This window comes from Sinomonas sp. G460-2 (assembly GCF_047759905.1).
Classification (GTDB): Bacteria; Actinomycetota; Actinomycetes; order Actinomycetales; family Micrococcaceae; genus Sinomonas.
This window is the reverse complement of sequence record NZ_JBKZWT010000070.1, coordinates 1-15,316: the sequence shown is the minus strand read 5'-3', so window position 1 is coordinate 15,316 and position 15,316 is coordinate 1. Positions and strand designations below refer to the sequence as shown.

Below are 15,316 nucleotides of genomic sequence, written 5' to 3'. Positions count from 1 at the left end.
CTGGAGGGCCCGGCGCGCGAGCGGCATGCCCTTGGCGTAGACGGGGTAGAGCGGGGAGAGCGGGAGCTCCCACGTGCCGGTCAGAAGGTCCTCGTGCTGTGCGAACTGCTTCTTGAAGTCGGAGATGCCGTCGTTGAGCAGTCCGTTGAGGTCGTACCGCGAGCAGCCGTCGGCCTTCATCGCGGTGAAGGCCGCCCACTTGACCCCGTAGTTCGCGCGCGCCTTCTGGCCCGCGGCGTTGACGCCGCCGTAGAGCTCGAACGCGGTGCCCGCGCTCCGGGCGATCCACACGAACGCGACGACCTCGCCGCCGTCGAACGCCGCGACGATCGGCGAGTCCTCGCCGAGGAAGCGCCAGATGTCGCGGTAGTAGCGGTCCTCGTGGATGCCGAAGCCCGCCCGCTGTGCCGTCTCGCGGTAGATCGTGAGGACCTGCTCGAGCTCTGCGTCGCTCGCGATCTTCCGGAACTCGAGCTCGCCCTTGAGATTCTTGCGGACATTGGCCCGGGTGGTCCGGGACATCGCCGCCATGAGCTCGTCCTCGGACTGCGTGAGGTCCAGGATGAGCGTGCGCGGAATGAGGATCGTGCTCTCCGTGCGCGCGAAGCCCGCTGAGGCGAGGCCCTGCTCCCCCGGCGAGCCGGCGTCCCAGTCGGGCTCGGCGACGAGGGCCACCGAACCGCGCGTCGTGCGCACGTGGCGGGCGACGGCGTCGAGCACCGCCGCCGCGTCCTCCGGCGAGCCGATGGGACCGCGCGAGAGGTACGCGAGCGACTTGAGCGGCCACGGCAGCGCCCGGTACAGCACCTGCGCGCCGCCGAGGGGTCGCTCGCCGTCGCCGACGATAAGCCGCTCCGTCCGCCATTGATGCGCCGCCTTGAGCTCGCCCCAGCCCCACAGCTGGAGCGGATGGCCCCCGTGCGCCGTGACGAGCGCGTCCCATGCGGCGCGGTCGGTGCACTCACGCACGGTGAGCTCGCGGGTCTGGGGGTGGCTGTCGGGGGTCATGATCCTCCTGGGGCGTGGGGGCGTCGCTTGAACCGCGCGCTAGTCTAGCCCGAACGGTGCACCGGCCCCGGGGCGGACCCGCTTGTTCAGGCCTGCCGGGCCCAGGGCTCCCACTTGCTCGCGTGGTGCTCGGCGTCCACGAAGCGGACGGTCCCGGACTTCGACCGCATGACGATCGACTGGGTCTTCACGCGGTCCTTCTCGTAGCGGACGCCGCGGAGCAGGTCGCCGTCGGTGATGCCCGTCGCGGCGAAGTAGCAGTTGTCGCTCTTGACGAGATCGTTGGTTGTGAGGACGCGCTCGAGGTCGTGGCCGGCGTCGAGCGCCTTCTGCTTCTCCTCGTCGCTCGTGGGCCACAGGCGGCCCTGGATGACGCCGCCGAGGGACTTGATCGCGCACGCGGCGACGATGCCCTCGGGCGTGCCGCCGATGCCCATGAGCGCGTCGACGCCCGTGCCGGAGCGGGCGGCCGCGATCGCGCCCGCGACGTCGCCGTCCAGGATGAACTTCGTGCGGGCGCCGGCCGCGCGGATCTCGTCGACGAGCGGCTTGTGCCGGTCGCGGTCGAGGATGCACACGTTGATCTGGTTGACCTTGACGCCTTTCGCCTTCGCGATGAGGTGCAGGTTCTGCTTGACGGGGAGGCGGAGGTCGACGAGGTCGGCGGCCTCGGGGCCCGTCACGAGCTTCTCCATGTAGAACACCGCGGACGGGTCGAACATGGTGCCGCGCTCAGCGACAGCGAGGACGGCGAGGGCGTTGTTGATGCCGAGAGCCGTGAGGCGCGTGCCGTCGATCGGATCGACCGCGACGTCGACCTCGGGGCCCGTGCCGTCGCCCACGCGCTCGCCGTTGAAGAGCATGGGGGCTTCGTCCTTCTCACCCTCGCCGATCACCACGACGCCGTTGAAGTGGACCGTCTGGAGGAACGAACGCATCGCGTCGACGGCCGCGCCGTCGGCACGGTTCTTGTCGCCGAAGCCCACCCAGTGCCCACCGGCGATCGCGGCGGCCTCGGTGACGCGCACGAGCTCGAGGGCGAGGTTGCGGTCCGGCTCGTCGGCCCCGACTGTGAGGGAGCTGGAAAGGGTCGAGTACTGGCTATCGATCGGCGCAGGGGACACGGTGACCTCTTCTTCGAGTCGGATTTGTTTTGATCATAGTCTGCGGGCCTCGGTGCACGGCCTGCGATGACGGCGGTCACATGGGTCGTTGTGTGACTCTCAGGTGGCGTCACGGCAACGCCGGCCGGTGCGGGACAATGGAGGGGTGAGCAGCACCCACGAAGAGACCAACGAACAGCCCGTCAAGCCCGTCCTGACGCCGGCCGCCGCGAAGCGGGCCAACGCCTCGGTGATCGGCATGATCATGGCCCTGGCCGTCTCGCTCCTCGCCGTGATCCCCGTGCTGCTGCTCGCCGCCAACCCGCAGACGCAGGTCCAGCGCCCGGCGGTGGACGTCGCGGCCATCGCCGCCCAGGCGAAGGGCACCGCGGGATTCTCCCCGGCCGCGCCGCAGCTCCCCGCGGGCTACTCGGCAAACTACGCGCGATGGCAGACCGGGGCATCGGACGGGATCTCGCACTGGGACGTCGGGTGGGTCACCCCGAAGCAGCAGTTCGTCTCGATCGTGCAGACGTCCGCGGCCAATCCCACGTGGATCACGCAAGAGGTCAAGCAGGCCCCCAAGACCGGAACCCGCACGGTCGGCGGGGTCGAGTGGACGCTGTACGACAAGCCCGGCATCGAGAAGAGCTACGTCGGGACCGTGGCCGGGACGACCGCTGTGGTGAGCGGCTCGGCAGGCTTCGACGAGTTCGACGTCGTGGCGTCCGCGGTGGTCGCATCCGAGGGCCACTGAATCCACCTTCGCGTCATGTGACGCGTCCGAGCCCCTCAGCACGCGAGGGGTAGACCGATGGGTCTACAGTGGGGGTCGTGTCTGCATCCCTGACCCCTGCCGAGGCCTGGCGCACGCTGCGCGAAGGCAACCAGCGATTCGTCGACGGCACGTCCGTCCACCCCAATCAGGATTCGTTGCGCCGCAACGAGCTCATCGGTGCGCAGAACCCGTTCTGCGTCATCTTCGGCTGTTCGGACTCGCGCCTCGCGGCGGAGATCATCTTCGATCTGGGGCTCGGCGATGCGTTCGTGGTCCGCTCCGCGGGGCAGGTCGTCGATGCGGCTGTCCTCGGCTCGCTCGAGTACGCGATCGACCCGCTCGGGGTGCCGCTCATCGTGATCCTCGGCCACGACAGCTGCGGCGCGGTCACGGCGACCGTCAACGCGTACGCGACCGGGGCGATGCCGCAGGGCTTCGTCCGCGACCTCGTCGAGCGCATCATGCCCTCGGTCATCACGGCCCAGCGCAACGGCGTGACGGGGGTCAACGACACGGTCGTGGAGCACGTCAAGCAGACCGGCAAGCGCCTCGTCGAGACGTCACAGATCATCGCGAAGGCCGTCGAGGAGGGCCGCACGGCCGTGCTCGGCGTGTGCTATCGCCTCGGCGAGGGGCGGGCCGAACTCGTCTCCGGCCTCGGCAACGTGTAACGGCCCAGTAAGGGCCCGCTCGACGGTTCGGAAGCGGCCCGCGCGGGGTCTAGTCTGGGTGCCATGACTGACTCTGCCGTGCAGGATTCTGCCGCATTCCGAATCGAACACGACACGATGGGCGAGGTGCGCGTGCCGGCCGCCGCCCTGTACCGCGCCCAGACCCAGCGGGCCGTCGAGAACTTCCCCATCTCCGGGCAGCGCCTTGAGCGCAAGCACATCGAGGCGCTCGCGCGCGTCAAGAAGGCCGCCGCACGGGCCAACGAAGAGCTCGGCGTGATCGACGGGGATCTCGCCGACGCGATCGCCGACGCCGCGGAGCGCGTGGCCTCCGGGGAGTTCGACGAGCACTTCCCGATCGACGTCTTCCAGACCGGCTCGGGCACGTCCTCGAACATGAACATGAACGAGGTCATCGCCGAGCTCGCGAGCCGCGCGCTCGCCGAGAAGGGCGTCGACAAGGTGGTCCACCCGAACGACCACGTCAACGCGTCCCAGTCCTCGAACGACGTCTTCCCGACGTCCGTTCACGTCGCCGCGACGAACGCGCTCCTCAACGACCTCGTCCCCGCGCTCACGCACCTCGCGGCCGCGTTCAGCCGCAAGGCGGACGAGTTCAAGGACGTCGTGAAGTCGGGCCGCACGCACCTCATGGACGCGACGCCGGTCACCCTCGGCCAGGAGTTCTCGGGCTACGAGGCACAGGTGCGCTACGGGATCGAGCGGATCGAGGCCTCGCTCCCCCGCGTCGCCGAGGTTCCGCTCGGAGGCACGGCCGTGGGCACGGGCATCAACACGCCCGCCGGCTTCCCGCAGCGCGTCATCACGTTCCTCGCGGCGGACACGGCTCTCCCGATCACGGAGGCGCGCAACCACTTCGAGGCGCAGGCCAACCGCGACGGCCTCATCGAGGCCTCGGGTCAGCTGCGCAACATCGCGTACTCGCTCATGAAGATCTGCAATGACCTCCGCTGGATGGGTTCCGGCCCGAACACGGGCCTCGGCGAAATCGCGATCCCGGACCTCCAGCCGGGCTCGTCGATCATGCCGGGCAAGGTCAACCCCGTGATCTGCGAGGCCGCGATCATGGTCGCCGCCCAGGTGATCGGCAACGACACCACGATCGCGCTCTCCTCGACGAACGGCGCGTTCGAGCTCAACGTCGGCATCCCGGTCATGGCCGCTAACCTCCTCGAGTCGATCCGCATCCTGTCCAACACGGCGCGCGTCGTCGCGGACAAGATGGTGGACGGCATCACGGCCAACGTCGAGCGCGCGCGCTTCCTGGCCGAGGCGTCGCCCTCGATCGTGACGCCGCTCAACAAGTTCATCGGCTACGAGAACGCGGCCAAGATCGCGAAGAAGGCCGTCAAGGAGGGCCTCACGATCCGCGAGGCGACCCTCGCGCTCGGCTTCGTCGAGCGCGGCGAGCTCACGGTCGACCAGCTTGATGCCGCCCTCGACGTCACGACGATGACTGGCCCCAAGGCGTAAGGCCTTCCGCACCTCGCGCGACGGCGGGCCCACCTCACGAGGCGGGCCCGCCGTCGTCGTTCGTCAAGGGCCGCCGCGCGAGGCGGGGAAGGCCGCGGCCGGTAACCTTGAACCCGTGCCCATCCCAGAATTCATCGTGACCCTCCGCGACATGGTCGGCGTCCACCCGCTGTGGCTTCCCGGCGTCAAGGCCGTCGTGACGGACGACGGCGGGCGGCTGCTCCTCGTGCGCCGCGCCGACAACGGCCGCTGGACGGTTCCCGCCGGCATCGTCGAGCCGGGCGAGGAGCCGGCCGCGACGGCTGTCCGGGAGGTGCAGGAGGAGACGGGCGTCGACGTCGAGGTCAGTCACGTCGCCGGGGTCGGCACGACCGCGCCGGTCGTGTACCCCAACGGCGATCACGCGCAGTACCTCGACGTGGTCATGGCGTGCTCCTACGTGACTGGAGAGGCCCGAGTGAACGACGACGAGAACCTCGAGGTCGCGTGGTTCGAGGCCGACTCGCTCCCGGATCTCCCGCCCCTCCACCGCCGCGCGATCGAATGGGCCCTCGACCCGGAGCGGCGCACGCACTTCGTCACTGGCTGAAACCCGGCGGGGGCCTGAGACTTGCGCCGTCACCTCTGGTGGGTCGTCACCCTGCCAAGCTGACGGCGCAACGCGTTGGGAGGCGCTGCCGCTCAGGCGGGGAGCAGGAACGCGAGCGCCGCGCCCGCGAGCATGAACGGCCCGAACGGGATCGCGGTCTTGCCGGTCCCCAGCCGCAGCACGATGAGCGCGAGGCCGAACACGCCGCCGAGCACGAACGCGGCGGCCGTGCCCCACATGAGGTGCTCCCAGCTGAGATATCCGAGGTACAGGCCGAGGACGCCCGCGAGCTTGACGTCGCCGAAGCCCATCCCGGCGGGGTAGACGAGCCGCAGGACGAGGTAGACGCACCACAGGACCGCGCCGCCGCCGAGCACGCGGATGACGGCGGCGACGTCGAACGCCGTTCCCCCGAAAGCGGCGGCGACGCACAACGGCACAGCCGCCCAGTAGCTCGGGAGGACGATCCGGTTGGGGAGCAGGTGGCTCCGGATGTCGATCACAGCAAGCCGTGCGGCCATCCAGACGTAGTAGCCCAGGCACGCCACAACGAGCCAGAACGCGACGGGGCTGTCCTGCCAGAGCTCGGGGAGTCGGTGGGTCACAGTGTGGACACTAGCCCACCGACCGAGCCCCAGCGCGACGTGCGCTAGCGTGGCGGGCATGATGACGCTCGAGGACGTCTGGCCCCTGTTCCGGCTCCGGCTCGTGACGCCACGGCTCGAGCTGCGGCCGCTGCGGGACGAGGATCTGCCGGAGGTCGTGGAGGCGATCGCATCAGGCATCCACGACCCCGCGCGTACCCCCTTCGCGTCGACGTGGGCGGAGGCACCGGCCGAGCTTCTCCCAGCGAACACGGCACGCTGGTTCTGGCAGCAGCGCTCCGTGTCATCGCCTGAGAAATGGACCGTCCCCTTCGGCATCCGGACTCACGACGGCGCGTTCCTCGGGGTCCAGGACATCGCCGCCAAGGCGTTCCCGGCGCTGCGGACGATCGAGACGGGGTCGTGGCTGCGGCGCAGCTCCCAAGGGCAGGGTCTGGGCACCGAGATGCGCGCAGCGGCCCTCGCGTGGGCCTTCGACCACCTCGATGCCGAGGTCGCGATGACGAGCGCCTACGACTGGAATGCGGCGTCGCTCGGCGTGAACCGCCGGCTGGGGTATTCGCCCAACGGCGAGACACGGCACACTCCGCGGCCCGGCGTCGTCGAACGCGAACTCCGCTTCCGGTTGGCCCGGGAAGATTTCAGGCGCCCCGAGTGGGAGCTCGCCGTCGACGGCGCGGAAGCGGCCGCCGCCTTCCTCGGCGTGACGACCAAGGACGACGGCGGCCGCGAGCCTGCCGCTGGGGGCGGAGCCTAGAGCGGGCTAGATTTCCGCGCGCTCGAGCAGCTCGGTGACGAGCGCCGCGATGGGCGAGCGCTCGGAGCGGGTGAGGGTCACGTGCCCGAAGAGCGGGTGGCCCTTGAGGGTCTCGACGACCGCGGCGATGCCGTCGTGGCGGCCGACGCGCAGGTTGTCGCGCTGGGCGACGTCGTGCGTCAGGATGATCTTCGAGTTCTGGCCCATGCGGCTCATGACGGTCAGGAGGACGTTCTTCTCAAGGGACTGAGCCTCGTCGACAATCACGAAGGAATCGTGCAGCGAGCGCCCGCGGATGTGCGTGAGGGGCAAGACCTCGAGCATTCCGCGGTCCATGACCTCGTCGATGACGTCCGTGCTCGTGATCGCGCCGAGCGTGTCGAAGACCGCCTGGCCCCAGGGGTTCATCTTCTCCGCCTCGGTGCCGGGCAGATAGCCGAGCTCCTGACCGCCCACGGCGTACAGCGGGCGGAACACGACGACCTTCTTGTGCTCCCGGCGCTCCATGACGGCCTCAAGGCCCGCGCACAGCGCGAGGGCGCTCTTGCCCGTTCCCGCCTTGCCGCCGAGCGAGACGATGCCGACCGTCGGGTCCATGAGCAGGTCGATGGCGAGGCGCTGCTCGGCCGAACGGCCGTGGAGGCCGAAGATCTCACGGTCGCCGCGGACCAGCCGCACCTGCTTGTCGGCACCGACCCGGCCCAGCGCCGACCCGCGCGGCGAAATGATCACGAGGCCCGTGTTGACGGGCAGCTCCGCGGCCTCGGGCATGAACACCGGCTCGTGGCCGTAGAGGGCAGAGACCTCCTCCTCGCCGGCCTCCAGCTCCGCGACGCCGGTCCAGCCCGAGTCGACGATCTGCTCGTTGCGGTATTCATCTGCGGAGAGCCCCATGGCCGAGGCCTTGACGCGCATCGGGAGATCCTTCGAGACGACCGTGACGGAACGGCCCTCGTTGGCGAGATTCTTCGCGACGGCGAGGATCCGCGCGTCGTTCTCGCCGCTGCGGAAGCCGGCCGGCAGAACCTCGGCGGAGATGTGGTTGAGCTCCACGACGAGCGTGCCGCCGTCCGTACCCAACGGGACCGGCGTCCCAAGGCTCCCGTGCTGAATGCGGAGGTCATCGAGGAGGCGCAGCGCCTTGCGCGCGAAGTAGCCCAGTTCCGGGTCGTGGCGTTTGCCCTCGAGCTCGGTGATCACGACGACGGGGATCACCACTTCATGCTCGGCGAAGCGCAGCACCGCCCTCGGGTCGGAGAGGAGCACCGAAGTGTCCAGCACATAGGTGCGGCGGCCCTCTTCGGCAGCGATGGGCTCTTCGGGCAGTACTCCAGTGGTCGTCACGTCGACTCCAGCCCCCGGGTGTCCCCGGCGTTCTCCAGTTCCGTCCGGTTCGACCGCGAGGCCGGAACCGGCCTCCTGGAGCGGTGCGACGCAACGCCCATACTCGGCCTCCCCGAATCGGGTGGCGGTTGCCTCCCGATGGCGCCAATGTACGCCGCCCGAGTTTGCCGGGAGGTTACATCGATGGGAGTGTCCGGTTAATCACCGAACTGTGATTTTGTGACGGGGCTCACGCGCCGAAACGACGCTGACGGCCCGCGTAATCGCGGAGCGCGCGGAGGAAATCGACCTTGCGGAAGTCGGGCCAGAGCGCCTCGCAGAAGTAGAACTCGCTGTACGCGCTCTGCCACATGAGGAAGCCCGAGAGCCGCTGCTCCCCCGACGTCCGGATCACCAAGTCAGGGTCGGGCTGGCCTGCCGTGTAGAGGAAACGCGAGATGTCGTCGACGTCGAGCCGCTCGGCGAGTTCTCCGATGTCCTCCCCGCGGGACAGGGCGTCGCGCAGGAGGTCGCGCACGGCGTCGACAATTTCTCGGCGCCCGCCGTAGCCCACGGCGACGTTGACATGGAGGGGCTCCGACGGGCTCGGCTTGTCCGTGAGCCGGGCCAGTCGCTCCGCGAGGTGGTCCGGAAGGAGCTCGGGGGCACCCATCGCATGAACCGAGACGTTGGGATCCTCGTCGAGCCGGTCCAGAGTCTCGGCAATGATCTCCGTGAGCTCGGCGAGCTCCTCACTCGAGCGGTTCATATTGTCGGTCGAGAGCATGTAGAGCGTCACGACCCGCACGCCGAGCTCCCGAGACCAGCCGAGGAACTCGTGGATCTTGTCGGCGCCCGCGCGGTGGCCCTCCCTCGTGGGGGCGTTGAACTGGCGCGCCCAACGGCGGTTGCCGTCTACCATGACGCCAATGTGACGCGGGATGCTGTCCGGCCGGAGCTCACGCGCAAGGCGCCGCTCGTAGTAGCCGTACAGGAATCCTGGCAAGTCCATGGTCCTCTCCCGCCTCACTCGAGGACAGCCTATCGTCGCGCGGATCGCTCCGGCCCCTCCGAGAACGGAGCGAGCGGGTGTTCGAGGGCGTCCTTGAGGAATGCCGTCATCTGCTCGGCCGGGAGCGGCCTGCTGAAGTAGTAGCCCTGGCCCGCGTCCGCGCCGAGCTCGGCGACGGCGAGGGCCTGCTCGGCGGTCTCGATGCCCTCCATGACCACGGAGAGCCCGCACGCCTCGACGAGCCCCAGGACGGCCCCGAGGAACCGCCGCTGCGCGGGGTCCTCCGCCACGTCGCCGAGGAGCGAGCGGTCGATCTTCGCGCGGCTCACGGGGAGTCTTCGGAGGTAGCTGATCGACGAATAGCCGGTCCCGAAGTCGTCGATGTCAAGGCCGACCCCGAGCCGGCGGAGGCCAAGGAGTGAATAGGTGTCCACGTCGTCGCCCGCGACGAAGGAAGCCTCGGTGATCTCGAGGACGAGCGCGCCGGCGGGCACGCCGGCCTCGCTGAGCGCGCGCCGCACGCCGTCGATGTACTCGAGGTGCTGGAGCTGCGAAGCCGTGATGTTGACGCTCACGCTGAAGTCCGGCCCGAGGGAGAGGTCGCGCAGCCACGTGCGGGTCTGGGCGAGCGCGGTCGTGAGCACGTGATGGTCGAGCTCCCCGGCGATGCCGAGTTCCTCGGCGAGAGGCAGGAACTCGTCAGGCCGGATGGGCCCGAGGGCGGGATGGGCCCAGCGCGCGAGCGCCTCGACGCCCTGCACCCGGCCCGTCTTGAGGCTCACGATCGGCTGATACGCGACGGTGAGCGCCCCCTCCCGCACCGCCTCGGCGAGGTCGCTGCTGAGCCGGTGGCGGACCTCGAGGGCGTCGAGCATGAAGGGTTCGAAGAGTTTGAGCTTGCCGCGACCGCCGGCCTTCGCCGCCTCGAGGGCTACTCCGGCGGTCGCGATGACCTCCTCGGCGCCCTCCCCGGCGTCGGCCGTCCGGGCGCCGACGCTCACGCTCAGGAGCGGCCGCGTGAGACCGCATTCGACGCCGCGCGCGCGGCCCTGGATTCCCAGCGCCACGCGCCGGGCCTCGTTCGCGTCGGCGCGGCGGAGGAGGACTGCGAACTCGTCCCGGCCAGAGCGCAGCACGAGGCCGTTCTCCCCCACGAACTCCGTGAGCGTGCGCTGGACCTCGTCCAGGACCAGATCGGCCTGGGCCTGGCCAAGGTTGTAGGTGATCCGGGGGTACGCGTCGAGGCTCACAAGGAGCAGGGCGCGACCGTCGGGACCTTCTTGGCCCGGCGCGCGCCCATGCTCGCGCCCGTGCTCGTGGTCAGGCTGCAGGAGCCGCTCAACTTCGAGCGTGAGCCCCCGCCGGTTGTCGGGCCAGATGAGCGGAGCCGCCAAGATCCAGTACTTCCCATTCCCTCGCGCCACAGTCCGGACGGAGGAGCCCGACCGTTACCTTAGGAAACGTTAGAGGCCGCCTCGCCTGCGAGGCAAACCTGCCCTGCCGGGCCAGGTTCGCTGGGGTCGGAGCCGAAGCGCCGCACGAGTTCCTCGGCACTCATGGGCCCGCCGATGAACTCTCCCCGGACGGCGTCGCAGCCGAGTTCGCGCAGCAGTCGGAGCTGGGGTGCACGGGTCGCCCCAGAGGCCATGACCTGGAGCCCGAGGGCGTGACCCGTGTTGACGATCCCGGCGAAAATGGCGGCGTCCGCGTGGCTCGAGTCGATGTGCGCCACGAGTGCCGACGTCACCTTCAGCATCGTGAACGGGAGCGCCCTCAGCACGGCGATCGTGCCGTGCTCGCTCCCGTAGGCATCGAGCGCCACGTCCACACCGGCGTCGCGCAGCTCGGCAAGCTGGGCCTTCGCGTGGGCCATGTCAGCGAGCCCGAAGCGCCCGCCGACGTCGATCCGCAGGCCCTCGCCGTCCAGCTCGTGGGCCGCGAGCGCGGCCTTGACGTCCGCAGCGAGCTGCCCGCCCGCGAGCCACGTCGGGACCGTCCGCAGCCCGACCCGCCACGTGTGGCCATCGCGACGCCACGCGGCGGCCTGCCCACACACCTCGTCGAGGATCCGCAGCGCGATGGGGGCCAGCTGACCGCTCCGTTCCGCCACGGGGAGGAACTCGTCGGGTTCGACGCTTCCGAGCTCGGGATCGTCCCAATGGAGCACCGCCTGGACGCTCGTGCAGCGGTGGCTCGCGAGGTCCAGGATCGGTTCATACCGGACCGTGAGGGTCTCGTCCTCGAGGGCGCCGAGGAGCCGCCGCCGAATCTGGGCAAGCCGCGCGAACGGGTTGCCGGCTTGGCCATCGAGCCGCTGGACGCGCTGCTTCCCGAGCTGCTTGCCGGTCAGCATCGCCCCGTCCGCGTGGCGGAGCAGGACGTCGAGGGGGCCGAGCTCCTCGTCCCACGCGATGTCCCGCGCCATCGCGAGGCCGATCGTCGCTGAAAGCGCCAGGACGTGCTCGCCGTGGACCATCGGCTCTTGGGCGGCCTCGAGGACGCGCTCGGCGACCTTCTCGGCGTCGGCCTCGTCGATGTCGGCGAGGAGAGCCACGAATTCGTCGCCGCCGAGCCGGACGGCGGCATCCTCGATCCGGAGGCATTCGCGCAGCCGCCGGCCGAACTCGACGAGCACGGCGTTGCCGACGTCGTGGCCGTGGGTGTCGTTGACGGTCTTGAAATGGTCCAGATCGATGTAGAGGATCGCGGTGCGGTCCGGGTTGGACCGGGCGAGCAGGGCGGGCCCCTGCTCATCGAGCCAACGCCGGTTCGGCAGCCCCGTCAGGTCGTCGTGCCACGCCGCGTGCCGGAAGGAGCGCGCGAGCGCCTCGAAGATCTCCGAGACGCTCACCACCTTGGGCCCGTCGGAGGCCAGCATCAGCAGATCGTCGTAGCGGACTTCCTCGGGGCGGGCCAGGGCGAGGTTCGCGGCCTCGTCGAGGCTCATGCCGGGCCGGCACACTACGCGACACTCAGGCAAGAGCTGACCCGCGGTGCGGCGGGCGTTGAGGGCGCGCCCATAGCCCAGGCGGCCCGAGAGGTGGATCTCCACGAGCCGGCGCGTCAGCAGGACGAGCTGGCGCGGTCCATCCTGAACGGCAACGGCTCGAAGGGCGGGATCCATCCTGAACATGCCGTCAACCGTGCCGACCGGGGTGTCCGCAGGAACGGTCGGGATGTCAGTTCCCAGCCGGTCGATGGACGCGGCCATCGCGGGGAACCGGCGGTTGACCCGGCGGTCCTTCAGCTGGCTACCCGCGTCCACGGCGAACTCCGAGGCAAAGGTGTACGGACTGCAACCCACCGGTCTGTCCCTCGCCGCGTCGCGGCAGAACACCCCGGAGCTTGGTGCGCCTTCGAGCCAATCGGACACGCTCCTGTAGTCGGGCTCGCGCTCGGTTCCGGGCACACACTGGTGACCCGGCGGCGAGGCAAGAGGCCGTCGGCAAAGCCATCCATGGGTCAGTCGCGAGGGGCTCTCCCCTCGGCCGGCGCGTCCCAGCGCCAGCACTAGCCCAAAGTGTATCGGGAAATCCAGTCAACTTTGTACATGTCCAATCTCACACGGAAATGCCGATACCCTTGATCAGTGCGCACGGACTGGTTCCAACGGCTGGTTGGGCTACTCATCTTCCTGACCGTCAGCGGGGCGGCCGCCCTGCTGTGGTGGGCCGTGTCCGCAAGCCACCCGCCGAGGTTCTGGTCGCCGGTCGAGGTCACAGTCGCCGGGATCTGGAAGGTCCTGTATGACGCCGATGCCCCGAGCACCCAGGTCATCCTCATGGCCGCGGCGACATCGGCCCTCCTCGGCGCGGGGGTCGCCCTGCTTGAGCGCTACGTCGCCGACCGCTACCGCCGCTCGAGCGTCCACCTCCCCTCGCGCCCTCTCGCGCCGAAGGTCATCATGGCGGCGACGCGGGGAATCTTCGCCGGTGAGGTCACCGTGACCGTCCTCATCCCGGCGCACAACGAGCAGGCCTCGCTGCCACAGACGCTCGCCTCGCTCGCGCGCCAGACCCGCCGGCCGGAACGCGTCATCGTCGTCGCCGACAACTGCACTGACGGCACCGTCGACGTGGCCCGGGCCGCGGGTGCCGAGGTCTTCGAGACCGCGGGCAACACGGAGAAGAAGGGCGGCGCGCTCAACCAGATCCTGCGGCTCATCCTGCCCCACCAACGCGACAACGACGTGGTCATGGTCATGGACGCCGACACGATGCTCGGCCCGCGCTTCCTCGCGACGGCGGCACGCCGCTTCTCCGATGACCGCGCCCTCATGGCCGTGGGCGGCCTCTTCTTCGGCGAATCTGGCCCCGGGCTCGTCCGGCAGTTCCAGCGGAGTGAGTACGTTCGCTATTCACGCGAGATCCGGCGCCGCAACGGCCGCGTCTTCGTCCTCACGGGAACGGCGTCGATCTTCCGCCCCGCCGCTCTGCGGACCGTCGCAAGCAGCCGTGGGGTTCAGATCCCGGGCCGGACCGGGGACGTCTACGACACGGCGGCGCTCACCGAGGACAACGAGCTCACGATCGCCATCAAGTCGCTCGGCGGGCTCATGATCTCGCCGGCCGAATGCACGGTCGTGACGGAGCTCATGCCCTCATGGCGCACGCTCTGGGCGCAGCGGCTGCGCTGGCAGCGCGGCGCGCTCGAGAACCTTGGCGCCTACGGCGTGACGCCCCAGACCACCCGCTACTGGGCGCAACAGGTCGGAATTGGGTACAGCGTGATCGCGCTCGGCTCCTACCTGCTGCTCATGGCGCTCATGGCGCTTTCACTCGACACGTGGGTGTGGTTCCCGTTCTGGCTGGGTCTCGGATCCCTCTTCGCCCTGGAGCGGGTCTTGACGGCATGGGCCGGAGGATGGAGCGCGAGGCTCCTCGCCGCGCTGATCCTCCCAGAGCTGCTGTACGACATGTTCCTCAACGTCGTCTACGTCAAGGGCATCGTCGACATCACGCGCGGCCGCCAGGCCACGTGGACCCACCTCACCCAGACGCCTCAGGTCGCACCGCCGCAGAAAGAGCCGGTGGCCCGATGATTCATCTTCTGGTCCCGCTCCACGGGATCGCGGCCCAGGGGATCCTGTTCCCCCAGGAACTCCTGCAGAGCGAGGCGTTCAACGTCCTCGCGACGTTCGTGGCCATCAACACGCTCCTGTACGGGACGCTCGCCATAGCCAAGATCCTCCCGCGGCCCCGCCTGCCGCGACGCCGCCGCTACACGCGCCGCGAGACGCGCAGCATCTACCCGGACGGGCCCCTGTAGCCAACCTACGGTCAGGTAACTTACCAAGCCGTAAGTTACACTCGCCTCATGCAGCAGACCGCGACCACCCGCGCCGATCTCCTGGCCCTCAAGCCCTCCTGGCGGGGCTGGATCCACGCCGTCGCGACGCCGATCGCGCTCGCGGCGGGCATCGTCCTGGTCACGCTCGCCCCGGGCGCAGACCGCAAGATCGCGTGTGCCGTCTACGCACTCACGGGACTCACGCTCTTCGCGATCTCCGCGGTCTATCACCGGGGAAACTGGTCCGCTCGGGTCAAGGCCGTGCTCAAGCGGATCGACCACACGAACATCATGCTCGTCATCGCCGGGACGTACACGCCGCTCGCGTGGGTTCTCCTGCCCCGCAGCACGGGCGTCCTCCTGCTCTCGGCCATCTGGGCCGGCGCGATCCTCGGGGTGCTGTTTCGGGTCCTGTGGGTGGGCGCGCCCCGGTGGCTCTACGTGCCGATCTACGTGGCCCTCGGCTGCGCGGCCTTCCTCTTCCTGCCCGAGTTCTTCGCCGCGAACATCCCCGCGGCGATCCTCATCTGCGTGGGCGGCGCCTTCTACATCGCGGGGGCGGTCTTCTACGGCATCCGGCGGCCCAACTTCAGCTGGCAGCACTTCGGCTTCCACGAGTTCTTCCATGCCTTCACGGTGGGCGGCTTCACGGTCCATTTCGTGGCGATCATGTTCGCCGTGCTGGCC

Annotated in this window: 15 protein-coding genes; 8 read left to right on the top strand and 7 right to left on the bottom strand. The window is 69.6% G+C overall.

All coding sequences use genetic code 11. The features are described from left to right. The coding region (locus tag ACLN58_RS09305) for a lipid II:glycine glycyltransferase FemX (RefSeq protein ID WP_415854976.1) at positions 1-1,008 on the bottom strand (1,008 nt) is incomplete at its 3' end. An 86-nt stretch (positions 1,009-1,094) separates the two neighbouring features. Beyond that, the gene (gene glpX, locus ACLN58_RS09300) at positions 1,095-2,132 is read right to left on the bottom strand and encodes a class II fructose-bisphosphatase (protein ID WP_415854975.1); all 1,038 of its coding nucleotides are present in this window, start codon (positions 2,130-2,132) and stop codon (positions 1,095-1,097) included. A gap of 145 nt (positions 2,133-2,277) precedes the next feature. Between glpX and ACLN58_RS09295 the strand changes: the two genes are divergently transcribed. From ACLN58_RS09295 to ACLN58_RS09280, 4 genes are all read left to right on the top strand, one after another. Further along, a complete protein-coding gene (locus tag ACLN58_RS09295; RefSeq protein WP_415854974.1) occupies positions 2,278-2,868 on the top strand; it encodes a DUF4245 domain-containing protein in 591 nt (196 codons plus the stop codon). A 77-nt stretch (positions 2,869-2,945) separates the two neighbouring features. Further along, positions 2,946-3,560, top strand: a complete 615-nt coding sequence (locus ACLN58_RS09290) for a carbonic anhydrase (RefSeq protein WP_415854973.1) — start codon at positions 2,946-2,948, stop codon at positions 3,558-3,560. Positions 3,561-3,623: 63 nt separating this feature from the next. Beyond that, positions 3,624-5,054, top strand: a complete 1,431-nt coding sequence (locus tag ACLN58_RS09285; protein ID WP_415854972.1) for a class II fumarate hydratase — start codon at positions 3,624-3,626, stop codon at positions 5,052-5,054. 115 nt (positions 5,055-5,169) lie between these two features. Next, positions 5,170-5,643 (top strand): NUDIX hydrolase, encoded by a 474-nt coding sequence (locus ACLN58_RS09280; protein WP_415854971.1) that lies wholly within the window; start codon positions 5,170-5,172, stop codon positions 5,641-5,643. A 92-nt stretch (positions 5,644-5,735) separates the two neighbouring features. Here the strand turns inward: ACLN58_RS09280 and ACLN58_RS09275 are convergent, their stop codons facing one another. After that, on the bottom strand, positions 5,736-6,248 hold the full coding sequence (locus tag ACLN58_RS09275) for a prepilin peptidase (RefSeq protein ID WP_415854970.1): 513 nt from the start codon (positions 6,246-6,248) through the stop codon (positions 5,736-5,738). A gap of 58 nt (positions 6,249-6,306) precedes the next feature. Here ACLN58_RS09275 and ACLN58_RS09270 point away from each other — a divergent pair, with 58 nt between their 5' ends. Further along, positions 6,307-7,005 (top strand): GNAT family N-acetyltransferase, encoded by a 699-nt coding sequence (locus ACLN58_RS09270; RefSeq protein WP_415854969.1) that lies wholly within the window; start codon positions 6,307-6,309, stop codon positions 7,003-7,005. A 6-nt stretch (positions 7,006-7,011) separates the two neighbouring features. Here ACLN58_RS09270 and ACLN58_RS09265 read toward each other — a convergent pair whose 3' ends face one another. From ACLN58_RS09265 to ACLN58_RS09250, 4 genes are all read right to left on the bottom strand, one after another. Continuing rightward, entirely contained in the window at positions 7,012-8,349 is a 1,338-nt protein-coding gene (locus ACLN58_RS09265; protein ID WP_415854968.1) for a PhoH family protein, read from the bottom strand. A 229-nt stretch (positions 8,350-8,578) separates the two neighbouring features. Continuing rightward, positions 8,579-9,340 carry an isoprenyl transferase gene (locus ACLN58_RS09260; protein WP_415854967.1) on the bottom strand — a complete coding sequence of 254 codons (762 nt, stop codon included), beginning with the start codon at positions 9,338-9,340 and terminating at the stop codon, positions 8,579-8,581. 29 nt (positions 9,341-9,369) lie between these two features. Further along, positions 9,370-10,734: a putative bifunctional diguanylate cyclase/phosphodiesterase gene (locus tag ACLN58_RS09255; protein ID WP_415854966.1), complete on the bottom strand. Its 1,365-nt coding sequence runs from the start codon at positions 10,732-10,734 to the stop codon at positions 9,370-9,372. 59 nt (positions 10,735-10,793) lie between these two features. Then, entirely contained in the window at positions 10,794-12,605 is a 1,812-nt protein-coding gene (locus tag ACLN58_RS09250) for a putative bifunctional diguanylate cyclase/phosphodiesterase (RefSeq protein WP_415854965.1), read from the bottom strand. Positions 12,606-12,929: 324 nt separating this feature from the next. On the opposite strand from ACLN58_RS09250, the gene ACLN58_RS09245 reads away from it, so the two are divergent. The 3 genes from ACLN58_RS09245 to trhA all read left to right on the top strand — a co-directional run. Then, positions 12,930-14,381, top strand: coding sequence for a glycosyltransferase family 2 protein (locus tag ACLN58_RS09245; protein ID WP_415854964.1), 1,452 nt, complete (start codon positions 12,930-12,932; stop codon positions 14,379-14,381). Further along, entirely contained in the window at positions 14,378-14,608 is a 231-nt protein-coding gene (locus ACLN58_RS09240) for a hypothetical protein (RefSeq protein WP_415854963.1), read from the top strand. Before ACLN58_RS09245 ends, ACLN58_RS09240 begins: the two co-directional genes overlap by 4 nt. A gap of 48 nt (positions 14,609-14,656) precedes the next feature. Continuing rightward, positions 14,657-15,316 (top strand): PAQR family membrane homeostasis protein TrhA (gene trhA / locus ACLN58_RS09235; protein WP_415854962.1); only part of this gene is annotated, 660 nt, incomplete at its 3' end.